Origin of the sequence: Mycolicibacter nonchromogenicus (genome assembly GCF_002101775.1) — a bacterium.
GTDB lineage: Bacteria > Actinomycetota > Actinomycetes > Mycobacteriales > Mycobacteriaceae > Mycobacterium > Mycobacterium nonchromogenicum.
In genome coordinates, this window is the sequence record NZ_LQPI01000032.1 from 12,704 (window position 1) to 32,425 (window position 19,722).

The 19,722-nt window shown below is 67.0% G+C and carries 20 protein-coding genes; 15 read left to right on the top strand and 5 right to left on the bottom strand.

What is annotated here, in order from left to right; translation table 11 throughout:
• Window positions 1-1,194, top strand: coding sequence for a molecular chaperone DnaJ (gene dnaJ, locus AWC18_RS05605; RefSeq protein WP_064996124.1), 1,194 nt, complete (start codon window positions 1-3; stop codon window positions 1,192-1,194).
• A complete protein-coding gene (locus AWC18_RS05610; protein ID WP_064996123.1) occupies window positions 1,194-1,565 on the top strand; it encodes a heat shock protein transcriptional repressor HspR in 372 nt (123 codons plus the stop codon). Before dnaJ ends, AWC18_RS05610 begins: the two co-directional genes overlap by 1 nt.
• A 7-nt stretch (window positions 1,566-1,572) precedes the next feature.
• Here the strand turns inward: AWC18_RS05610 and AWC18_RS05615 are convergent, their stop codons facing one another.
• Genes AWC18_RS05615 through AWC18_RS05625 form a run of 3 tightly spaced genes read right to left on the bottom strand, consistent with a single transcriptional unit; the run spans window position 1,573 to window position 4,351 of the window.
• Entirely contained in the window at window positions 1,573-2,466 is an 894-nt protein-coding gene (locus AWC18_RS05615) for an aldose 1-epimerase (protein WP_064996137.1), read from the bottom strand.
• A gap of 11 nt (window positions 2,467-2,477) precedes the next feature.
• Window positions 2,478-3,644 carry an FAD-binding oxidoreductase gene (locus AWC18_RS05620; protein ID WP_085138041.1) on the bottom strand — a complete coding sequence of 389 codons (1,167 nt, stop codon included), beginning with the start codon at window positions 3,642-3,644 and terminating at the stop codon, window positions 2,478-2,480.
• A gap of 35 nt (window positions 3,645-3,679) precedes the next feature.
• Window positions 3,680-4,351 carry a GAP family protein gene (locus AWC18_RS05625; RefSeq protein ID WP_064996121.1) on the bottom strand — a complete coding sequence of 224 codons (672 nt, stop codon included), beginning with the start codon at window positions 4,349-4,351 and terminating at the stop codon, window positions 3,680-3,682.
• 106 nt (window positions 4,352-4,457) lie between these two features.
• On the opposite strand from AWC18_RS05625, the gene AWC18_RS05630 reads away from it, so the two are divergent.
• Window positions 4,458-4,934 carry a hypothetical protein gene (locus AWC18_RS05630; RefSeq protein ID WP_234806434.1) on the top strand — a complete coding sequence of 159 codons (477 nt, stop codon included), beginning with the start codon at window positions 4,458-4,460 and terminating at the stop codon, window positions 4,932-4,934.
• Here AWC18_RS05630 and AWC18_RS05635 read toward each other — a convergent pair.
• Complete coding sequence (locus AWC18_RS05635) at window positions 4,923-5,543, bottom strand: TetR/AcrR family transcriptional regulator (RefSeq protein ID WP_109559995.1); 621 nt, start codon at window positions 5,541-5,543, stop codon at window positions 4,923-4,925. The two genes, AWC18_RS05630 and AWC18_RS05635, sit on opposite strands and share 12 nt — an antisense overlap.
• A gap of 96 nt (window positions 5,544-5,639) precedes the next feature.
• Between AWC18_RS05635 and AWC18_RS05640 the strand changes: the two genes are divergently transcribed.
• The 11 genes from AWC18_RS05640 (at window position 5,640) to AWC18_RS05690 (ending at window position 17,859) form a co-directional block, all read left to right on the top strand.
• Window positions 5,640-6,386, top strand: a complete 747-nt coding sequence (locus tag AWC18_RS05640) for a nuclear transport factor 2 family protein (protein ID WP_085138042.1) — start codon at window positions 5,640-5,642, stop codon at window positions 6,384-6,386.
• Window positions 6,387-6,512: 126 nt separating this feature from the next.
• Window positions 6,513-9,059 (top strand): ATP-dependent chaperone ClpB, encoded by a 2,547-nt coding sequence (clpB, locus tag AWC18_RS05645; protein ID WP_085138043.1) that lies wholly within the window; start codon window positions 6,513-6,515, stop codon window positions 9,057-9,059.
• 158 nt (window positions 9,060-9,217) lie between these two features.
• A complete protein-coding gene (locus tag AWC18_RS05650) occupies window positions 9,218-10,462 on the top strand; it encodes a PecA family PE domain-processing aspartic protease (protein WP_064996117.1) in 1,245 nt (414 codons plus the stop codon).
• Window positions 10,463-10,562: 100 nt separating this feature from the next.
• A complete protein-coding gene (gene ttfA, locus AWC18_RS05655) occupies window positions 10,563-11,432 on the top strand; it encodes a trehalose monomycolate transport factor TtfA (RefSeq protein ID WP_085138044.1) in 870 nt (289 codons plus the stop codon).
• Between the two features lie 95 nt (window positions 11,433-11,527).
• On the top strand, window positions 11,528-12,304 hold the full coding sequence (locus AWC18_RS05660) for an SDR family NAD(P)-dependent oxidoreductase (RefSeq protein WP_085138045.1): 777 nt from the start codon (window positions 11,528-11,530) through the stop codon (window positions 12,302-12,304).
• On the top strand, window positions 12,291-12,839 hold the full coding sequence (gene pyrE / locus AWC18_RS05665) for an orotate phosphoribosyltransferase (RefSeq protein WP_085138046.1): 549 nt from the start codon (window positions 12,291-12,293) through the stop codon (window positions 12,837-12,839). Before AWC18_RS05660 ends, pyrE begins: the two co-directional genes overlap by 14 nt.
• A 16-nt stretch (window positions 12,840-12,855) precedes the next feature.
• Complete coding sequence (locus tag AWC18_RS05670; protein WP_085138047.1) at window positions 12,856-13,749, top strand: hypothetical protein; 894 nt, start codon at window positions 12,856-12,858, stop codon at window positions 13,747-13,749.
• On the top strand, window positions 13,746-14,402 hold the full coding sequence (locus AWC18_RS05675) for a TrmH family RNA methyltransferase (protein ID WP_234806435.1): 657 nt from the start codon (window positions 13,746-13,748) through the stop codon (window positions 14,400-14,402). Before AWC18_RS05670 ends, AWC18_RS05675 begins: the two co-directional genes overlap by 4 nt.
• Window positions 14,403-14,680: 278 nt before the next feature.
• On the top strand, window positions 14,681-15,493 hold the full coding sequence (locus AWC18_RS05680) for a hypothetical protein (RefSeq protein WP_133054980.1): 813 nt from the start codon (window positions 14,681-14,683) through the stop codon (window positions 15,491-15,493).
• Window positions 15,494-15,844: 351 nt separating this feature from the next.
• Window positions 15,845-16,657 carry a hypothetical protein gene (locus AWC18_RS05685; RefSeq protein WP_085138050.1) on the top strand — a complete coding sequence of 271 codons (813 nt, stop codon included), beginning with the start codon at window positions 15,845-15,847 and terminating at the stop codon, window positions 16,655-16,657.
• A gap of 83 nt (window positions 16,658-16,740) precedes the next feature.
• Window positions 16,741-17,859 carry a glycoside hydrolase family 76 protein gene (locus tag AWC18_RS05690; RefSeq protein WP_085138051.1) on the top strand — a complete coding sequence of 373 codons (1,119 nt, stop codon included), beginning with the start codon at window positions 16,741-16,743 and terminating at the stop codon, window positions 17,857-17,859.
• 18 nt (window positions 17,860-17,877) lie between these two features.
• Here the strand turns inward: AWC18_RS05690 and AWC18_RS05695 are convergent, their stop codons facing one another.
• Window positions 17,878-18,576 carry a DedA family protein gene (locus AWC18_RS05695; protein ID WP_085138052.1) on the bottom strand — a complete coding sequence of 233 codons (699 nt, stop codon included), beginning with the start codon at window positions 18,574-18,576 and terminating at the stop codon, window positions 17,878-17,880.
• A gap of 87 nt (window positions 18,577-18,663) precedes the next feature.
• Between AWC18_RS05695 and fbaA the strand changes: the two genes are divergently transcribed.
• Window positions 18,664-19,692, top strand: a complete 1,029-nt coding sequence (gene fbaA / locus AWC18_RS05700) for a class II fructose-bisphosphate aldolase (RefSeq protein ID WP_085138053.1) — start codon at window positions 18,664-18,666, stop codon at window positions 19,690-19,692.
• Window positions 19,693-19,722 lie beyond the last annotated feature (30 nt).

Below are 19,722 nucleotides of genomic sequence, written 5' to 3' on the forward strand. Positions count from 1 at the left end.
ATGGCTCAGCGTGAATGGGTCGAAAAAGACTTCTACAAGGAGTTGGGCGTCTCCTCCGACGCCAGCGAGAAAGACATCAAGAGCGCCTACCGCAAGTTGGCCTCCGAGCTGCATCCGGACCGCAACCCGAACAACCCGGCTGCCGCCGAGCGCTTCAAGGCGGTCTCCGAGGCCTACAGCGTGTTGTCCGATGAGGCCAAGCGCAAGGAGTACGACGAGACCCGGCGGCTGTTCGCCGGCGGCGGGTTCGGCCGGCGCTTTAACGGTGGCGGTGGCTTCGGCGGCGCTAACTTCGATCGATTCTCCACCGGTGGCGACGGCAACGAGTTCAACCTCAACGACCTGTTCGGCGCGGCCGGTCAGACCGGTGGTGCCAACATCGGTGATCTCTTCGGTGGCCTGTTCGGGCGTGGAGCGCAGCAACGGCCCAGCCGGCCGCGGCGCGGCAATGACCTGGAGACCGAATCCGAGCTGAGCTTCTTGGAAGCCACCAAGGGCGTCGAGATGCCGCTGCGGCTCACCAGCGCCGCGCCGTGCACCAACTGTCACGGCAGCGGCGCCCGGCCGGGTACCAGTCCCCGAGTCTGCGGCTCCTGCAACGGCTCCGGGGTGATCAGCAGTAATCAGGGCGCCTTTGGGTTCTCGGAGCCGTGCACCGACTGTCGTGGCAGCGGGTCGATCATCGAGCACCCGTGTGCGGAGTGCAAAGGAACCGGCCGGGCAGCCCGGACCCGCACCATCAATGTGCGGATTCCACCGGGAGTCGAAGACGGCCAACGGATTCGGCTGGCCGGACAAGGCGAGGCCGGGTTGCGCGGCGCGCCCTCGGGCGACCTGTACGTGACGGTGCGAGTGCGTCCGGACAAGGTGTTCGGGCGTGACGGCGACGACCTGACGGTCACCATCCCGGTGAGCTTTGCCGAGCTTGCCCTGGGCACCACGCTGTCGGTGCCGACACTCGACGGCAAGGTCGGGGTGCGGGTCCCGAAGGGAACCGCCGACGGCCGGATTCTGCGGGTGCGTGGGCGCGGTGTGCCCAAGCGCGGCGGCGGCAGCGGCGACCTGCTGGTCACCGTGAAGGTCGCGGTCCCGCCGAATCTGGAGGGTGCCGCACAGCAGGCGCTCGAGGCGTACGCGGCGGCTGAGCGGGCCAGCGGATTCGACCCGCGGGCCGGATGGGCGGGTAATCGCTGATGAGTAAGTCGGAGAACTCCCGCACCTTCCTGATCTCGGTGGCCGCCGAGTTGGCCGGGATGCACGCGCAGACGCTGCGTACCTATGACCGGATCGGGCTGGTGAGTCCACGCCGCAGCTCCGGTGGCGGACGCCGCTACTCCCAGCGTGATGTCGACATGCTGCGTGAGGTGCAGCGGCTTTCGCACGACGAGGGCGTCAACCTCGCCGGCATCAAACGGATCATCGAGCTGACCAACCAGGTCGAGGCGCTGCAGGCGCGGGTCAAAGAGATGTCCGCGGAGTTGGAGATGTTGCGCGCCAACCAGCGTCGCGAGCTTGCGGTGGTGCCCAAGAGCACCGCCGTGGTGGTCTGGCAGCCGCGCCGATAGCGCAGGGTCAACAGACCCGAATGGAGAATTGGGCCACGCCACGGTGTCCCAAACGTGCCACCGCGTAACCGCCGCAGCGCAGCGCGTCGGTAGGTGCGGCCATCGGCTCGAAGCAGACCACGTCTTCGGTTTTCGGTGCGTAGATCTGCGCCGCCGGATAGCCCTGGTCGAAGCGCACCTCGATGCGTCGACCGCCGCCGGAGACCGCGAACACCGCTGCGGGTGCAACTTCGTCGAATCCGTGGTCGAACACCGTGTCGGCCAACAGTTCTGTCGTTGCCGGGTGGTGCGTGAACGCACCGGTCGGGATGTTGTGCGCGTCGAGGGTGCGACACCGCATCGTCGGGGTCTCAATCAGCCACTTCGCCCGGGGCACGCCGGGAAGCTGAAGGTAAGGGTGGAAGCCGAAGCACAGCGGTACCGCCGTGTCGCTGGTGGCGGTGACCGTGGTGCGCACCGTCAGCGTTCGGTCCGCGAGCGTGATGGCCAACTCCAGCAGGTGCGGGAACGGAAACGACGCCAGCAGATCCGGCCGGGACCCGAAGTCGAGTTCTGCGGTCAACGCCGATTCCGATCGTGCGGTCACCCGCCAGCCGTCCTCGCCGGCCAGGGTGCCGTGGATCGGGGCGCCGTATGCGTCGGTATGCACGCCGCCGACGCCCGGGGTCAGCGATACCTGAGCCCCGTGCACCTGGTAATCATTGCCGCTCAACCGATTCGCCCACGGGTATAACAGCGGAATCCCCATGGTCTCGTGCTCGCCGACATAGGCGGCCAGGCCCCGGCCTTGGCCGAGTAGTTCCACGCCGTCGTCGCACAGCGATGTTCCGATCATGCCAGCGGCCGGCACGAACGTCGCCGTCAGCGGCGACGACGGATCCGACAACACACAGGGCTGCAGAACAGTCACGATCAATCCGACAACGGGTCGTGTTGAATGCGTTGTGGCGGAGCTCCTTTGTCGATCAGGGCCGCTACGGTGGCCCGCGTCATCTCCGACCCACCGCAGACCAGTATCTGGCGGTCACTCCAGCCGCCGTAGCTGGTGACCACGTCTGCCAGCCGCCCAGTCTGCCGCAGGTGCAATCCCCGTGGCGGTGTCACATCGGGATAGTCGGCAGCCCATTCGGGGTCGCCCGCGTACTCCGACACCGGGGTCACCGACAGCCATGGGTTATGTGCGGCGATCTGCCACAGGGTGGGCAGGTCGTAGAGCTCGCAGGGATAGCGGCCACCGAAGAACAGGTGCACCCGCGGATTCACGGCCCACCGGGACAGGTCCATGATGATCGCGCGCAGCGGCGCCAACCCGGTACTGCCGGCCACCATCAGCACGTCACCGGCGTCGCGATCGACATGCAGCCCGCCCAGTGGGCTGGACAGGCGCCACCGGTCACCGGGCCGGGTTTCGTTGACGACTGCGGTGCTGACCAGGCCGGCGGGAACCGCGCGGACGTGAAACTCGATGGCCCCGGTCTCATCGGGCGGCATGCTCGGGCTCAGGTAGCGCCATGACCGCGGGCACTGCGGCACCTCGACTTTGACGTACTGGCCCGGGTGATAGGGCAGTGGCTGGTCCAGCTGGATCCGGACCACGGCGATATCGCGCGAGACCCGCAGGTGCTCTACGACGGTGCCGTCCCACCACGCCGGGCCCTCCTCGGCATCGGCGGCTCCGCCCATCACCCCGACGATCAGATTCAGCGACTCACGCGCGGCGGCGTCCACCGCCGGGGTCCAACGGTCAGCCAACTCCTCCCGCAGGGTGGTCAGAAGGACGTTTCCCACCGCGCTGTAATGGCGTTGCGTGACACCGTACTTGCGGTGGTCACGGCCCAGCTGGGCCAGAAACGCCACCGGTTGCTGGGCCCGTTGGGCGATGAACTCGCCGAGCACCCAGCTCATGGCGTGCGCGAACGCGGCCCGCTGGGTGGTCAGGTCGGCGGGGAACAGGTCACGCACCGACGGGTCGGTACCGAACCACCGGGTGAAGAAACGGGCGACCACGCCGGAACCGTCGGAGGGCACGCCAAACGCGTCGTGCAGCACGCGCAGTGCGTCGCGGTCGTCCAGGCCCACGGCGGCGATCTTAATGCCGGCCGGCGGCAGTGCCGCTATAGCGCGTGAATCCCGTTGTAAACCACCATCGCCCCGAGGAGAACCAGGATGACGGCCAGTAGTGCGGCGTGCTGCTGCTCCATCCAGTCCTTGAGCCGGTTCAGCGCCGGATCGAGGCGCTCGCTGGCGGCCAGATAGCCCAGAATCGGCACCAGCACCGTGGATGCGGAGAGCAACACGAAGAACGCCGCTGCCGGCCAACTGTCCGCGATGCCCAGGCGGGCGCCGCCGATGGCCAGCCCGGCGGCTGCGCACATGAACAGCACCTCTGGCCGAATCACGGCCAGCACCACGGCTGTCACACCCGCCCGCGGCGGGGTCATCGTGGTGAATGAGCGCAGCCAGCGCGGCATCTCGTGATCTCCGTGCCGGGTTGTCCACCGATAGATGCCGAACGCGATCAGCGCCGTCCCCACGATGATCCGCAGCCACGACGCCCGGGTGGGTGGTGTCTCCTGCAACCCGCCCAACAGGCCGGAGGCCGCGATGAAGGCGGCGGTGAGTCCCGCCAGGCCCACCAGCCAACCCAGCGCAAAGGCCAGTCCGGTCTCGCGCGGCCGTGCGGTGTGCAGCACGAGTATGGCCGGGATGACGGTGATCGGAGACAGGGCCACCACCAATGCCAGCGGGATCAAGGTGGTCCACACCGAAGCCAGGCTGGTCGTCATAGCAGCACCGTAGCGAACCGGGGCGCAACCGCGGCATCGAGCCTCAGCTCTTGCGATATACCCATACGGGGTATAGGTTCACTTGCGATACGTCAGGAAGGCGGACATGTCACCCACGCCAGGATGTCGCGACCGGTCGCCCGCGCTCAAGCGCGCCGGAGGCCGATTCGGGGCTGCGGGATTGGTTGCCGCCCTGAGCTGCACGCTGGCGTGTTGCCTGCCGGCGATCCTGGTGGCACTGGGGGCCGGGGCGTCGGTCGCCGCCGGTACAGGCCACGCGGGGCACCGCAGCGCCGGCTCCCCGGGCTGGTTCGCCAACCTGCTCGACGTGTTGCACCGGATCAGTCCCGGGCTGCTGATTGCGTCGGTTCTGCTGGTGGCGGTGGCGTTCGCGTTGCGGCGTCGAGCGGCGGTGTTACCGGCACTGCTTGCCGGTGCGGTGCTCTACCTCAGCGTGCACGGCCAGACCGACCCCGGCGTGATGTATTGGGGGATGGCTCTGGGCTACGGCACTTGGATAGGTCTGTACCTGTGGACGCGCCCTCGGCCCGGCGCGGGCGACTGCCAGAAGTCAGTTCTGTGACGGGATGGCCGCCTTGAGCTCGGTGCGCACCAGAACGGTCGCGAACTCCAGCAGCTCGTCGCGGGTGACCCGCAGTCGGCCGTCTGCCCAGTCGAGCACCAACGCGGTGAGCGCTCCGGACAGCGCGCTGGCACTCATGGCCTGTGCGGCGGTGATGTCGGCCGAACCGCCGGCACCGGATGAGCCGAGCAGCGCGCCCAGCAGGCCGGGCAGGACATCAGCGCGGTGGTCGGCCAGCAGGGTGCTGGACTGCGGCTCGCGCAGCAGGATCCGCAGCCGACGTGGGTCTTCTTCGAAATGGGCTATCGCCCGGTCCAGTGCGACGTGGATCGGAGCCGGTTTGCCTGCGTCGCCGGCCATGGTGGCAAGCAGCTCGGCGTTGCACTGGTCGTACACGGCCAGGATCAGTTCATCTGTGTCACTGAAGCTTTCGTAGAAATAGCGAAGGCTCAGTCCGGCGTCGCGGCACGCCGCGCGCATGGTGACACCGGCAGTTCCCCCCGTGCCCATCAGTTCCACACCCGCTGTGATCAGCTGAGCGCGACGTGTCTGAGCCCGGACGTCATGGGTCTGGCCGCGCCACACTCGTGGCGCTCGTTCGCCGCCCATGTGCACCTCCGAATCGTTGGGGACGCTTGAGGATACGTTCCCTCCGTCTGTGTACATTACGGGAATCAGTTGATTCCAGTTGACCGGAGGTCGGGCATGTTCGATGAGGAGCTGTTTCGGGAGGCGATCGCCAAGCCGAGGTTGCGCCAGCCGCTACCGGAATTCCTTCCCGGCAACCGGGCCGGCGGCAAGGTCAAGGTGCTCACCGAGTCCGAGCTCAACGCCATGACCCAGCAGTGGTTCGTCGACCTGGACCGCAAGATCGCCCACTATGCCGAACGCGGGATCGACGTGGCTTTCGCCGCCGAGTGGGCCAAGAAGTACTGGTGGAGCTGGCTGATGCGTGACATGTCGCTCAACCATGAGCTCTACACCCCCGATCTGCGCTACAAGGACCCCACCACATTCGGCCGGATCATCGTGGGGCTCGAGGAATTCGAGCGCTACAACTTCTCCTTCCTGGACGCCATCCCCGACTGGCGCTACGACCCGCTGCCCGGGCAGGTCTACTTCGACGTCACCCCGGAGGGCGAGACCCGCGTCATCGTTCGCTACATCGGCAGCGGGCACTTCAGTGGAACGCTGCGCTTCTACCCCTACGACGAGTCGGCCCCGGCGATCCACGGTGTCGGCACCTTCGTGCAGTGCACGGCGCTGGACCGGTACCACTTCAATGCCGACGGACTGATGTACGAAGGGGAGACCCTGTTCGACCTACTCGACGCCACCCAGTCGGCCGGAGTACTGCCATCGGACGACAGCTGGCTGTTCCGGGCGCTGATGGGTGCCTCCCGGCTGCCCCGGTTGGTGCAGAATGCCCGCCGGACGCTGCGTCTGGGCTGACGCGAACCGCCGCTCGGAAAAAAATAGACTTGAGCGGAACAGACTCAACCTTGACTGCGTTGGACAACACGACAAGCATTTTCGGCGGGCCGTGGCAGGCCCGCTCTGACCCCGAATGGAGGTGTCGTGGACTCGTTCAACCCGACCACCAAGACTCAGGCGGCGTTGACCGCGGCGCTGCAGACGGCTACCGCGGCCGGCAACCCCGAAATCCGGCCTGCCCATCTGCTGCATGCCCTGCTGACCCAGAACGAGGGGATCGCCGCGCCGCTGCTGGAGGCGGTCGGTGTGAGCCCGGCGACGGTCCGCGATGAGGCGCAGCGCCTGATCGATCTGGCGCCGCAGGTCACCAGCTCCAACACCCAGCCGCAACTGTCTCGCGACTCGCTGGCGGCGGTCACCGTCGCCCAGCGGCTGGCCACCGAACTCGATGACGAATACGTCTCCACCGAACACCTGATGGTGGGCTTGGCCACCGGTGACTCCGATGTCGCCAAGCTGCTGACCGGCCACGGTGCCTCCCCGCAGGCCCTGCGGGAAGCGTTCGTCAAGGTGCGCGGCAGTGCGCGAGTCACCAGCCCCGACCCCGAGGCCAGCTATCAGGCGTTGGAGAAGTACTCCACCGATCTGACCGCGCGTGCCCGCGAGGGCAAGCTGGACCCGGTGATCGGTCGTGACACCGAGATTCGCCGGGTGGTACAGGTATTGAGCCGGCGCACCAAGAACAACCCGGTGCTCATCGGCGAACCCGGCGTCGGCAAGACCGCGATCGTCGAGGGCCTGGCCCAGCGCATCGTCGCCGGCGACGTCCCGGAAAGCCTGCGCGACAAGACCGTCGTCAGCCTGGACCTCGGCTCGATGGTGGCCGGCGCCAAGTACCGCGGCGAATTCGAGGAACGCCTCAAGGCCGTCCTGGATGAGATCAAGAACTCTGCCGGGCAGATCATCACATTCATCGACGAGCTGCACACCATCGTCGGCGCCGGAGCCACCGGTGAGGGCGCGATGGACGCCGGCAACATGATCAAGCCGATGCTGGCGCGCGGCGAACTTCGGCTGGTGGGCGCCACCACTCTGGAGGAGTACCGCAAGTACATCGAGAAGGACGCCGCCCTGGAACGTCGTTTCCAGCAGGTCTATGTGGGCGAACCGTCGGCCGAGGACACCATCGGCATCCTGCGGGGACTCAAGGACCGCTACGAAGTGCACCACGGCGTGCGCATCACCGACTCGGCGCTGGTGGCCGCTGCCACCCTGTCTGACCGGTACATCACCGCAAGGTTCTTGCCGGACAAGGCAATTGACCTGGTGGACGAGGCGGCGTCGCGGTTGCGGATGGAGATCGACTCGCGGCCTGTGGAGATCGACGAGGTCGAGCGACTCGTGCGCCGACTGGAGATCGAAGAGATGGCGCTGAGCAAGGAGTCCGACGACGCTTCCAAGGAGCGGTTGGAGAAGCTGCGCAGCGAGCTGGCCGATCAGAAGGAGAAGCTGGCCCAGCTGACGACGCGGTGGCAGAACGAGAAGGGCGCCATCGACGTCGTCCGTGAGCTCAAGGAGCAGTTGGAAGCGCTGCGCGGCGAGTCCGAGCGGGCCGAGCGCGACGGCGACCTGGCCAAGGCCGCCGAGCTGCGGTACGGCCGCATTCCGGAGGTGGAGAAGAAACTCGAAGCGGCACTGCCCAATGCGCAGGCCCGCGAGGACGTCATGCTCAAGGAAGAGGTCGGCCCCGACGACATCGCCGACGTGGTGAGCGCCTGGACCGGGATTCCGGCCGGCCGGCTGCTGGAGGGTGAGACCGCCAAGCTGCTGCGCATGGAAGAAGAGCTGGGTAAGCGCGTCGTCGGACAGCGCAAGCCGGTGCAGGCCGTCTCGGATGCGGTGCGGCGCAGCCGGGCCGGGGTGGCCGACCCCAACCGGCCCACGGGCTCGTTCCTGTTCCTGGGTCCCACCGGCGTCGGCAAGACCGAGCTGGCCAAGGCGCTGGCGGACTTCCTGTTCGACGACGAACGGGCCATGGTCCGCATCGACATGAGCGAGTACGGCGAGAAGCACTCGGTGGCGCGCCTGGTCGGTGCGCCTCCCGGCTACGTCGGCTACGACCAGGGTGGTCAGCTGACCGAGGCGGTGCGCCGCCGGCCCTACACCGTGGTGCTGTTCGACGAGGTCGAAAAGGCCCACCCGGACGTTTTCGACGTGCTGCTGCAGGTTCTCGACGAAGGCCGGCTCACCGACGGCCAGGGCCGCACGGTGGACTTCCGCAACACCATCCTGATCCTGACCTCCAACCTGGGGTCCGGCGGCACCGAGGAGCAGGTGATGGCCGCGGTACGGGCGGCGTTCAAGCCCGAGTTCATCAACCGGCTCGACGACGTGCTGATCTTCGAGGGCCTGAACCCCGAAGAGCTGGTCCAGATCGTCGACATTCAGCTGCAGGCGCTGGCCAAGCGGCTGGCGCAGCGGCGGCTGACCATCGAGGTGTCGTTGGAGGCCAAGAAGTGGTTGGCCCGGCGTGGCTTCGACCCGGTCTACGGGGCGCGTCCACTGCGCCGGCTGATCCAGCAGGCCATCGGCGACCAGCTGGCCAAGATGTTGCTGGCCGGTGAGGTGCATGACGGTGACATCGTGCCGGTCAACATCAGCGCGGACGGCGAGTCGCTGGTTCTGGGCTGAGGAAGCTCACGGCACGGCCCCCCGGGACCCCTTCCGGGGGGCCCTGCCGTGTCTGCCAGCTCCTTTGCGGATGCGGTGTCGAACCTGATCGGTTAGCCTTGCCGTTACTGAGAAATTCCGGTGTGTTTCTGCACTGTGATTCATGCGGAGGGGTAGCCATGTCAGCTCGTCGCCATCGCCTGGTGGGTGCCGTCGGTGCCGTGGGGGCGGTCCTGGCGCTGGGCGCGCCGGCCCCGGCCGCTCAGGCTGACTGGGAAGACCTGTTCGAGCCGTTCATCGACGCGATCAGCTGGATCGACCCGGGCATCGCCGCCGACACCGACCCGGGTTCGGCGCTGGCCTCCCTGGACACCCTGTTCAACGGCTGGTACCAGGACCTGATCTACACCCCCCTCAACAGTGTCGCGCCGTGGCTGTTCAGCTCGACGGCGGAGACGCTGGATCTGCCGGGCAGTGCCGCGGCATACGGCCCGGACACCCCGCTGGAAGACCTCCCGTCCAGCTTCACCGTCCCGATGGACGTCAACCTGACCACCCAGCCCGTCATCAACCTCTCGGTCGGCGGCGGCCCGCAGACCGAAGTCCTGGTCGACACCGGGGCCGCCGGCCTGGTCATGCCGATCTGGAACATCAACCCCTTCGGCATCACGGGTCTGCCCACCGGCTTCAACATCGGCCAATTCGGCGGCGCCCTGAACTACTTCTATGTCGAGCTGCCCACCACGGTCACCTTCACCGGCGAGGGCGGGGACACCCTGACCGCGGACACCACCGTGGACGCCGTGCTGTTCGCGTTCCCGTCGGACTTCAACCCCTTCGGCTCCTGGTCCATCGAGAGCTACCTGGCCGGAACCGCCACCGGAATCCTGGGAATCGGACCGAACGCGCTCGGACCCACGCCCGACCACATTCCCACCGCCGACCTGCCGGGCACCCTGGGCAACGGCGTGCTGATCGACCAGGCGGGCGGCCAACTGATCTTCGGCGACAATCCCTACGAGGGCGGCATCGTCATCAATGGGGCACCCTGGGCCCCCCTCTATGTGAGCGTCAACGGCTCGACACCCACGGGGGTCAACGGGGTCATCGATTCGGGCGGTGTCTTCGGCACGATGCCGTCCTCGGCCCTGACGGGCTCGGGTGTGACGCCCGTCAACGGACAACTGCCCTACGGGACGAACGTCCGGGTCTACACCTCCGGCGGGCAGCTGCTGTACCAATACAACGTCGGCACCACGCCCTACTCGGACGACCCAGCAGACGGATTTGTCCGCAGCCCGTTCGTCACCAACGGCACCAGCATGAACACCGGCAACTGGCTGTTCGCCCAGCAGCCGGTGTACATCGACTACGGCGTCCCCGGCGGGCAGACCATCGTCGGTGGCACCCTCATCGAGTTGTGACGGGTCCCAGCAACGACGTAGTGCCTGGCGTCGCGGTGATACAGGGTTGTGACCTGAGGACATTCGTCGATCCCGGCCGAGAACAGATACGCTAGGCGCAATGGTCCCGCTCTGGTTCACGCTGTCCGCGCTGTGTTTCGTCGGCGCGGCGGTATTGCTGTACGTGGACATCGACCAGCGGCGCGGCCGCAGTCGCCGCCGTAAGTCGTGGGCCCGCTCGCACGGCTTTGACTTCGAGCTGGAATCCACCGAGATCCTGCATCGCTGGAAGCGCGGCGTGATTTCGACGGCGGGCGAGGCGCCGGTGCGCAACGTGGTGCTCGGCCAGATCCGCGGCGAGGCCGTCTACATCTTTGACCTGGACGAAGTGGCGACGGTGATCGCCCTGCACCGCAAGATCAGCACCAACGTCGTCGTCGACGTGCGCCTCAAGGGTCTCAAGGAGCCCCGCGAGAACGACATCTGGCTGCTCGGTGCGATCGGGCCGCGGATGGTGTACTCCACCAACCTCGACGCGGCGCGGCGCGCCTGTGATCGGCGGATGGTGACCTTCGCCCACACCGCGCCGGACTGCGCGGAGATCATGTGGAACGAGGCGAACTGGACCCTGGTGAGCATGCCCATCACCAGCACGCGCGCCCAGTGGGATGAGGGCCTGCGCAGCGTCCGCCAATTCAACGATCTGCTGCGAGTACTCCCGCCCGCCCCGCGGCGTCAGCCCGCCGAAGCCGCGGCCGGAGCGGTTCGCCGCAACGGGCAACCCAGCCGTCCGATGGGCCCGGCGGCCACCGCTGAGGCCGTGGACGCCGGTGAGGCCGAGCAGGCTCCGCCGGCATCGCGAGCTGCTGCGCCGGCACCGGGCAGCGCCTCCGCGGCTGCCGAACCACCGCGACGCCGGACGACCTCCTCGGACATGCTGCACGCCCCCGGCGGTCGTGGCGGCCGGCAGACCGCGCACTATCAGCGCTGACATCCCGTCGCGCTGGCGATCGCCGCGGTGTTTGATGGCGGCGACCCGCTGCGCCCGACTTCGTCGCGCTCGCGATCGCCGCTACGCTGACGGGCATGTCTCGACCCGTCGCGCTGGTCACCGGACCCACGTCCGGGTTAGGCGCCGGCTATGCCCGCCGATACGCCGCCGACGGCTATGACCTGGTCCTGGTATCCCGCGACGTCGACCGCCTGGAGGCGCTGGCGGCCGAACTGCGGGGCAGCCACGGCGTTGCCGTCGAGGTGCTGGCCGCCGACCTGGCCGACGTGGACGGCCGTGCCAAAGTTGCCGATCGACTGCACGCCGGGGTGCGGGTGCTGGTCAACAACGCCGGATTCGGTACGTCCGGGGAGTTCTGGACCGCCGATCCCGCGCTGCTGCAGTCGCAACTGGACGTCAACGTCACCGCGGTGATGCAGCTGACCCGCGCCGCGCTGCCCGCGATGATCGAGGCGGGCGCCGGCACCGTCATCAACATCGCCAGCGTCGCCGGACTGCTGTCCGGACGCGGTTCGACCTACTCGGCATCCAAGGCCTGGGTGGTGTCGTTCACCGAAGGACTGGCCGGCGGCCTGCACGGCACCGGCGTCGGGATCCACGTGGTCTGCCCGGGATACGTACACACCGAGTTCCACGAGCGCGCCGGAATCGATATGGCCACGCTGCCGTCCTTCGCGTGGATGGAGGTCGACGACGTGGTCGCGGCCAGCCTGGCCGATGTCGCCCGTGGCGAGGTGGTTATTGTTCCGGGTTTGCAGTACAAGGCATTGGTAGGGCTGAGTCGGCTGATGCCGCGCGGGTTGTCGCGCACGCTGACGAACAAATTCGGGAGGGGCCGTGGCCGCACTTAACAAGGACGAGCTCGACGAACTTGCCGCGTTGGTGCGCAAGCTCTCGGTGGTGCACGGGCGCGTGACGCTGTCTTCCGGGGCCGAAGCCGACTACTACGTCGACCTTCGCCGTTCCACCCTGCATCATCGGGCCGGCGCTCTGATCGGGCGGCTGGTCCGCCAACTCACCGACGACTGGGATTACGTCGCAGTGGGTGGTCTGACCCTGGGGGCGGACCCGGTGGCAACCGCCGTCATGCACGCGCCAGGGCGCCCCATTGACGCCTTTGTGGTGCGCAAGTCGGTGAAAACCCATGGCATGCAACGCCTTATCGAAGGATTCGATGTGGCAGGCCAGCCTGTTCTGGTGGTCGAGGACACCAGCACCACGGGAGGATCGGCACTGACCGCGGTGCGCGCGGTACGAGAGGCCGGCGGCCAGGTCGTGGGAGTGGCCACCGTGGTGGACCGCGCCACCGGCGCCGCCGAGGCCATCGAGGCCGAGGGCGTGCCGTACCGCAGTGTGCTCGGGCTGGCCGATCTGGGCTTGGCCTGAACGCCCAAGGACGGTTGTGCGGAGTCTTATCGCGCTGATTTCAGCGTTGGCCGTCGGCTGTGCCGCGGCCTGCTCGGGCTCCGGCGCGACCGGCCCCTATGGGGCCCAGGGCACCACGATGGGTTCGGCTCTGACCCTCTTGGGTTGGGAGCTGACGCTGTCGGACCTGCGGTGGGAAGTCGATTACGCCCTGATCGACGTCGCGGGGCAGGTCACCGACACCGATGCTCCCCACGCCGCCGCCGGCGATCTGCGGTTCGGGGTGTACGGCACCCCCGCACACCCGATTGAGGCCACCGGCCTGGGCAGCTGCAAGATGCTGGGGCAGTTGGTGCCGACGCCGCTGTCGGCCAAGGAACCCGACCGGCTGAACGGCACAGTCTGCCTGGGCCCGCTCAAGGAGCGCAGCGCGGTGCGCGGGGTCTATGTCTATTCGCCGGCCGACCGGATCAAAGACACCACGGTGGCCTATGCCGCGGCGTTCCCGGTGGGGCTGGCGCCGGTCAACCCGGGCGACACCGGTCTGCAGCTCACCGCCCAGGGCGTGGCGGCCTACCGGGCCGACGGCGTGCCGTTGGCACCAACGGCTCTCGGCGACCCGAATGCCTTCACCGGTGCCGGGTACATGGTGCTCAACCTGGCGGTCGACGCGGTCGCCACGCAGTACCGCGACGACGCGAAAGCCCGTGGCGGACCGCTGATGTTGGTCGCTGGACCGTCGACGCCGATGCCGGGGCTGGGCGCGGACTGCGTTGCGGCCGGATCATCGGTGTTGATCCTGCCGGAGGCGTCGCTGAATTCGGTCCACGTGCCGACCTCCCTGTGCACGCACGGGGAGATCAATGCCGCGCTGCTGTATCCCTCGGTGTCGGTGGTGGGCACCCACGCCGGCGTGTGGACCACCTCGTGAGCGACGCGTCGGATCATCCCGGACCCACCGAGTGGTTCGCGCCGGCCAACGGCGTCGGCCCCTGGCCGGGGCCACTGCCGAACGACCCCCGCTACGACCCGGAGTTGCTGCGCGACGGCGACCGGCGCAACGTCGTCGACGCCTACCGCTACTGGACCCGCGAGGCGATCATCGCCGACATCGACCGACGGCGCCACCGGCTGCACATCGCGATCGAGAACTTCGGGCACGATGCCAACATCGGCTCGGTGGTGCGCACCGCCAACGCGTTCGCCGTGCACACCGTGCACATCGTCGGGCGGCGGCGGTGGAATCGGCGCGGCGCCATGGTCACCGACCGCTACCAGCGGCTGCTGCATCACGAAACCGCTGCTGATCTCCTGCATTTCGCCGCCGGACAGGGGCTCTCCGTGGTCGCGGTGGACAACGTGGCCGGGGCGGTGCGTCTGGAGCAGACCACACTGCCCGCCGACTGCCTGCTGTTGTTCGGCAGCGAAGGCCCCGGTATCAGCGAGGAAGCCCGCGCCGGAGCGGACCTGACGGTGTCCATCGCCCAGTTCGGTTCGACCCGCAGCGTCAACGTCGGCGTCGCCGCCGGGATCGTGATGCACTCCTGGATCAGCCAACATGCCGACCTCGACCAGGCTTGGTGAGACAAGCGGCGGCGCCCCTGCCGTTACCAAACAATTAACGGAAGCTCAGTAATCATTAGATTGCTTACGCGAAGTTGAGCCGAGTGCCACCGCTCCGCGCAACACCGCCTGGTGGGCACCGGAGAACCCACAGGTGAGAGTGACTTTCCTCCCGTAGATGCAAGGGTTTTCCCTATATCGGATCCGCTCAGTTTCCGCTAATGTACCGATTATCGGACGCCCTAGCAGAAATGAGGATGACTATGCACGTTAGTGGACCTTTGCGCTCGTCTGCGGTGATGAGTGCCGCTGTGGTGTGTGCCGGTGCGATTTTCGCCGCACCTGCGGTTCTGCCCGCCCAGCCGGCCCGCGCCTTTGCTGCAGACATCGCACTGACCGCCGTGGACTGGTCTCAGATCGAGTTTTGGACAAACAACGGCAGCTACACGTTCAGTTTCGAGTCGGACGCGGAAGCGCAGGCATATGCCGACGAGATCAGCGCGCAGTTTTTCGAACTAGGTCCGACGCTGGTGCAATGGGCCAACTGGCTCGACCCCATCCTTTCCTTCGCTGGTATCTCGGGGGTCGGGGCCTGGGTCTCCGACTTCTACGACCTCGCTGCCGAGATTCTCACGCCGGGCTGGGATCCGGTGGCGTGGAGCGAGGACTTTGTCTCGGCGTTCGTCGCGGACCCGGCGGGGCTGTTCGCTCCCGTGGCCGATGTCGACCTTGGCTGGTTCTGGGGCTTGCTCGGTATCTCTGCATCGGATAGCGAGCAGTTGGACAGCTTGTTGGAAACCGTGTCCGGGATTTACGGTGCCACGGTCACGTTGGGGGTTCTGAACGGCGACGTGATGAACGCCGGAGTGATCAACGCCATCAACGCCGGTATCTTCGACCCCAACAGTCTGGTGCTCGGTGAGCTGGACCAGGACCTTATCGACGTTCTTTCAGGGGACAGCTTCTTAGCGTATTTCTCCTCGACGCAAGAGACTCTGACCAACTCGCTGGAGAGTGCGCTGGACATCCTGGGGTCTGCCCCCGTGATCCAGTGGATTGTGGACCTTGTGGGCCAGCTCGCAGATGGCATCGGTTTCGAAATCCCCTTCTGAGCGCTGAGTCCTCGCGGTGCGCACCTTCCCGCCAATCCACGGGAAGGGTGCGCGCTCAGGTTTCCGACAAGAAGCCCTGCCGTAACGCGGACGTTAATCTGAATCTCAGCAAGCGCTCCGATTTATCCGGGATGAAGGTGTGGTGTCGGGCCAAGACGCCGATGAGTCGTCGGCGGGCGACCATGGTCGGCGCCATCGAACCCACAGGTTGGGGCGGTATTTGTTTCAAAAAAACAAGGGTTTTCCCTGTATCGGACCCGTTAAGCATCCGCTAATGTAACGGCTATCGGATTGCGAGCAGAAATGAGGATTGCTATGCAAGTATCTGGACGTTTGCGCTCATCTGCGGTCATGGGTGCCGCTGTGGTGGGTGCCGGTGCGATTCTTGCCGCGCCGGTGGTTGGTCCCAGTGCCTCGGCGCTGGCAGCGCACAGTGCCGAGATCACCCTGAGCAGCCTGAGCTGGCAGGATGTCGAGGCGCTCACTCCCGACGGTTGGGTGATCTTCGATTCGGGCGAAGCGGCGCAGGCATACGCCGACGAGATCAGCGCGCTGACTCTGGAATACGGCCAGACGGCGGTGCAATGGGCCAACTGGCTCGACCCGTTCCTTTCCTTCGCGGGTATCTCGGGGGTTGGGGACTGGGTCACCGACCGGTACGACCTCTTCACCGAGATCCTCACACCGGGCTGGGATCCGTTGGCCTGGGTCGAGGACTATTACACGGAGATCGCCGCTGACCCGGAGGTGCTGTTCGGTCCGGTGGCGGACTTCGACCTGAGCTGGCTCTGGGGCTTGCTGGGCATTTCGGCGTCGGATGGCGACCAGCTGGACAGCCTCTTGGAGCTCGCGTCGGGCCTCGCCGGCGGCTTGGCCACGTGGGAGCTGCTGGGGATCTATGCGCTGGTCCCCGGGGTGATCAACGCCGTCACCGCCGGCATCATCGATCTCGATGATCTATTCCCCGAGGTGGGCAGCGGACTGGATCTGATCGCCGGTCTTGCCGGGGATTCGATGTTGGACTGGATCACCTCGACGGAAGAGACGTTGAGCAGCTCGCTGGAGGGCGCGATAGACATCCTTGAGGCTTCCCCCGGCGTGCAGTGGATTCTGGACCTCGTCGGCCAGCTCACGGATGGACTCGGTGTCGAACTTCCCTTCTGAGCGCTGAGTCCTCGCGGCGCGCACCTTTCCCGCCAATCAGCGGGAAAGGTGCGCGCTCGGCTTTTGCGGCAAGATCAACCGTTATGGAGCACCTCTGGGCGAACCGTGCCGAAAGCGCCGAGGCTGCCGTCACCGCACGCCACCTCAAGGCGCTCTGGCACCTGCCCGGCACCCAGCTCGGCGTCGTGGCCTGGCCGCCGGTACGGCGCGCGCCGCACTGGCACTACTGGTGGCAGGCGCACCTGCTGGATTGTCTGGTCGACGCTCAACTGCGTGACCCACAGGCCGAACGAGCGACGCGAATCAAGAGACAGATCCGCACCCATCGGCTGCGCAACGTGGGCCGCTGGACCAACGCCTACTACGACGACATGGCGTGGCTGGCCTTGGCGATTCAGCGGGCATGCCTGGTCACCGGCCTCGACCGGCGCCGCGCGTTGGGCACCCTGACTCGGCAGCTGACCGATTCATGGATGCCCGAAGCAGGTGGTGGCATCCCGTGGCGCAAGGACGAACAGTTCACCGAACCGTTCTTCAACGCGCCCGCCAACGGTCCGGCCGGAATCTTCCTGGCCCGCGAACCCGGCTGGCTCGAGCGTGCGAAGGAGATGGGCGACTGGATCGACGCCACCCTGATCGACCCAGACACCAATCTGGTGTTCGACGGCATCAGGTCCGGTTCGCTGGTGCGGGCGCAGTACACCTATTGCCAGGGCGTGGTGCTGGGCCTGGAAACCGAACTGGCGGCGCGCACCGGAGAACAGCGCCACGCCGCGCGGGTCCACCGGCTGGTGGCCGCGGTGCGCGAGCACATGGCACCCGGCGGGGTGATCAAGGGCGCCGGCGGCGGCGACGGCGGGCTGTTCGCCGGGATCACCGCCCGCTACCTGGCGCTGGTCGCCACCGCGTTGCCCGGGCAGACCGACGTCGACGCTCAGGCACGTGACACCGCGGGCAAGCTGGTGCTGTCATCGGCGAAATCGGCGTGGGATTACCGGCAATCGGTCGACGGGCTGCCTTTGTTCGGAGCGTTCTGGGACCAGCCCGCCGAGGTGCCCCGCTCGAGCAGCGCTCCGGCCCGCTTCGCCGGCGGCGCGGTGTACGAATCCGAGATTCCCGAGCGGGACCTGTCGGTGCAGTTGGGCGGGTGGATGCTGATGGAGGCCGCGCACACTGTCGCGACCGGCCTGCCGACTCGGTGACGGTGCGCTGGGCGCGGTCTACTCGGGTTTCGGCGCGGTGAGCGCAGAGTCAGCCTCGGCGTGGGCGGGCTTTTCGCCTCCGCGGCGGCTGCGGTAGGCCTTCGCCGTGCCGATGAACGCCGGAATCATCGACACGAACAGGATCACCAGGATGATCTTTTCGAGGTTCTCGTGGACGAACGGCACGTTGCCCAGGAAATAGCCCAGCGTCGTCACCCCACCACCCCACAGGATGCCGCCGACGATGTCGAACGCCAGGTAGACGGGGTAGCGCATGTAGGACACACCCGCCACCACCGGCACGAACGTCCGGACGAAGGGCGCGAATCGGGCCAGGATGATCGCCCACGGCCCGTATTTCTCGAAGAACGCGTGCGACTCGGTGACGTAGTGCTTCTTGAAGAAGCGTGAGTCTTCCTTCTTGAACAGCGCCGGACCGATCCGCCGGCCGATGAAATAGCCGCACTGATCGCCCAGCACCGCCACGATTGCGACCGCGGGCGCCAAGATCCAGATGTCGGGAGCCAGCCCCTTGGCGGCCAACAGACCACCGGTGAACAGCAGAGACTCACCCGGGAGCAGGGGGAACAGCAGGCCGGTCTCGATGAAGACCACCACCAGGATGGCCGGCAGTACGGCGCCGTGGAAGATGCCCCCGGCACCCAGCCAGTACATCGGATCCAGGAAGCCGGGCATCGCGAGCGTGGTGGTGCTCATGACGCACCAACATACCGGGGGGCGCCGGTGAAACCGCCCCTGCGATACTCGATGGCAGTTTCGGTCAGCTCAGAGGAGAGAGTTCCCATGCCCATCGCCACCCCCGAGATCTACGCCGAGATGCTGGGCCGCGCCAAGGAGAACGCGTACGCGTTCCCCGCGATCAACTGCACGTCGTCGGAGACCATCAACGCGGCGATCAAGGGCTTCGCGGACGCCGGCAGTGACGGCATCATTCAGTTCTCCACCGGCGGCGCCGAGTTCGGCTCCGGCCTGGGCGTCAAGGACATGGTGACCGGCGCGGTGGCGCTGGCCGAATTCACCCATGTGGTCGCCGCCAAGTACCCGATCAACGTGGCACTGCACACCGACCACTGCCCCAAGGACAAGCTGGACGGGTTTGTACGGCCGCTGCTGGCGATCTCCAGCGAGCGGGTCAAGGCCGGCAAGAACCCGCTGTTCCAGTCGCACATGTGGGACGGCTCGGCGGTGCCGATCGACGAGAACCTGGAGATCGCCCAGGAACTGCTGGCCCAGGCGGTGGCCGCCAAGATCATCCTCGAGGTCGAGATCGGCGTGGTCGGCGGCGAAGAGGACGGCGTGGAAGCCGAGATCAACGAGAAGCTCTACACCTCGCCCGAAGACTTCGAGAAGACCGTCGCCGCCCTGGGCGCCGGCGAGAAGGGCCAGTACCTGCTGGCCGCGACCTTCGGCAACGTGCACGGCGTCTACAAGCCGGGCAACGTCAAGCTGCGCCCGGACATCTTGGCCGAGGGCCAGAAGGTGGCGTCGGCCAAGCTGGGTCTGGCTGAGGGCTCCAAGCCCTTCGACTTCGTGTTCCACGGCGGCTCCGGCTCGCTGAAGTCCGAGATCGAAGAGGCGCTGCGTTACGGCGTGGTGAAGATGAACGTCGACACCGACACCCAGTACGCGTTCACCCGCCCGGTCGCCGCGCACATGTTCACCAACTACGACGGTGTGCTCAAGGTCGACGGCGAGGTCGGCAACAAGAAGACCTACGACCCGCGCAGCTACCTGAAGAAGGCGGAGGCGTCCATGACCGAACGGGTCATCGAGGCCTGCAACGACCTGCACAGCGCCGGCAAGGCCCTGTAACAGCCTTCTGCCGAGCAGACACAAAAGCCC

Excerpts from the sequence above, each read along its gene's own strand:
- dnaJ (WP_064996124.1), top strand. The coding sequence starts at position 1 with ATGGCTCAGCGTGAATGGGTCGAAAAAGACTTCTACAAGGAGTTGGGC.
- AWC18_RS05610 (WP_064996123.1), top strand. The coding sequence starts at position 1,194 with ATGAGTAAGTCGGAGAACTCCCGCACCTTCCTGATCTCGGTGGCCGCC.
- AWC18_RS05625 (WP_064996121.1), bottom strand. The coding sequence starts at position 4,351 with ATGACGACCAGCCTGGCTTCGGTGTGGACCACCTTGATCCCGCTGGCA.
- AWC18_RS05630 (WP_234806434.1), top strand. The coding sequence starts at position 4,458 with ATGTCACCCACGCCAGGATGTCGCGACCGGTCGCCCGCGCTCAAGCGC.
- AWC18_RS05635 (WP_109559995.1), bottom strand. The coding sequence starts at position 5,543 with ATGGGCGGCGAACGAGCGCCACGAGTGTGGCGCGGCCAGACCCATGAC.
- AWC18_RS05640 (WP_085138042.1), top strand. The coding sequence starts at position 5,640 with ATGTTCGATGAGGAGCTGTTTCGGGAGGCGATCGCCAAGCCGAGGTTG.
- AWC18_RS05650 (WP_064996117.1), top strand. The coding sequence starts at position 9,218 with ATGTCAGCTCGTCGCCATCGCCTGGTGGGTGCCGTCGGTGCCGTGGGG.
- ttfA (WP_085138044.1), top strand. The coding sequence starts at position 10,563 with ATGGTCCCGCTCTGGTTCACGCTGTCCGCGCTGTGTTTCGTCGGCGCG.
- AWC18_RS05660 (WP_085138045.1), top strand. The coding sequence starts at position 11,528 with ATGTCTCGACCCGTCGCGCTGGTCACCGGACCCACGTCCGGGTTAGGC.
- AWC18_RS05680 (WP_133054980.1), top strand. The coding sequence starts at position 14,681 with ATGAGTGCCGCTGTGGTGTGTGCCGGTGCGATTTTCGCCGCACCTGCG.
- AWC18_RS05685 (WP_085138050.1), top strand. The coding sequence starts at position 15,845 with ATGGGTGCCGCTGTGGTGGGTGCCGGTGCGATTCTTGCCGCGCCGGTG.
- AWC18_RS05690 (WP_085138051.1), top strand. The coding sequence starts at position 16,741 with ATGGAGCACCTCTGGGCGAACCGTGCCGAAAGCGCCGAGGCTGCCGTC.
- AWC18_RS05695 (WP_085138052.1), bottom strand. The coding sequence starts at position 18,576 with ATGAGCACCACCACGCTCGCGATGCCCGGCTTCCTGGATCCGATGTAC.
- fbaA (WP_085138053.1), top strand. The coding sequence starts at position 18,664 with ATGCCCATCGCCACCCCCGAGATCTACGCCGAGATGCTGGGCCGCGCC.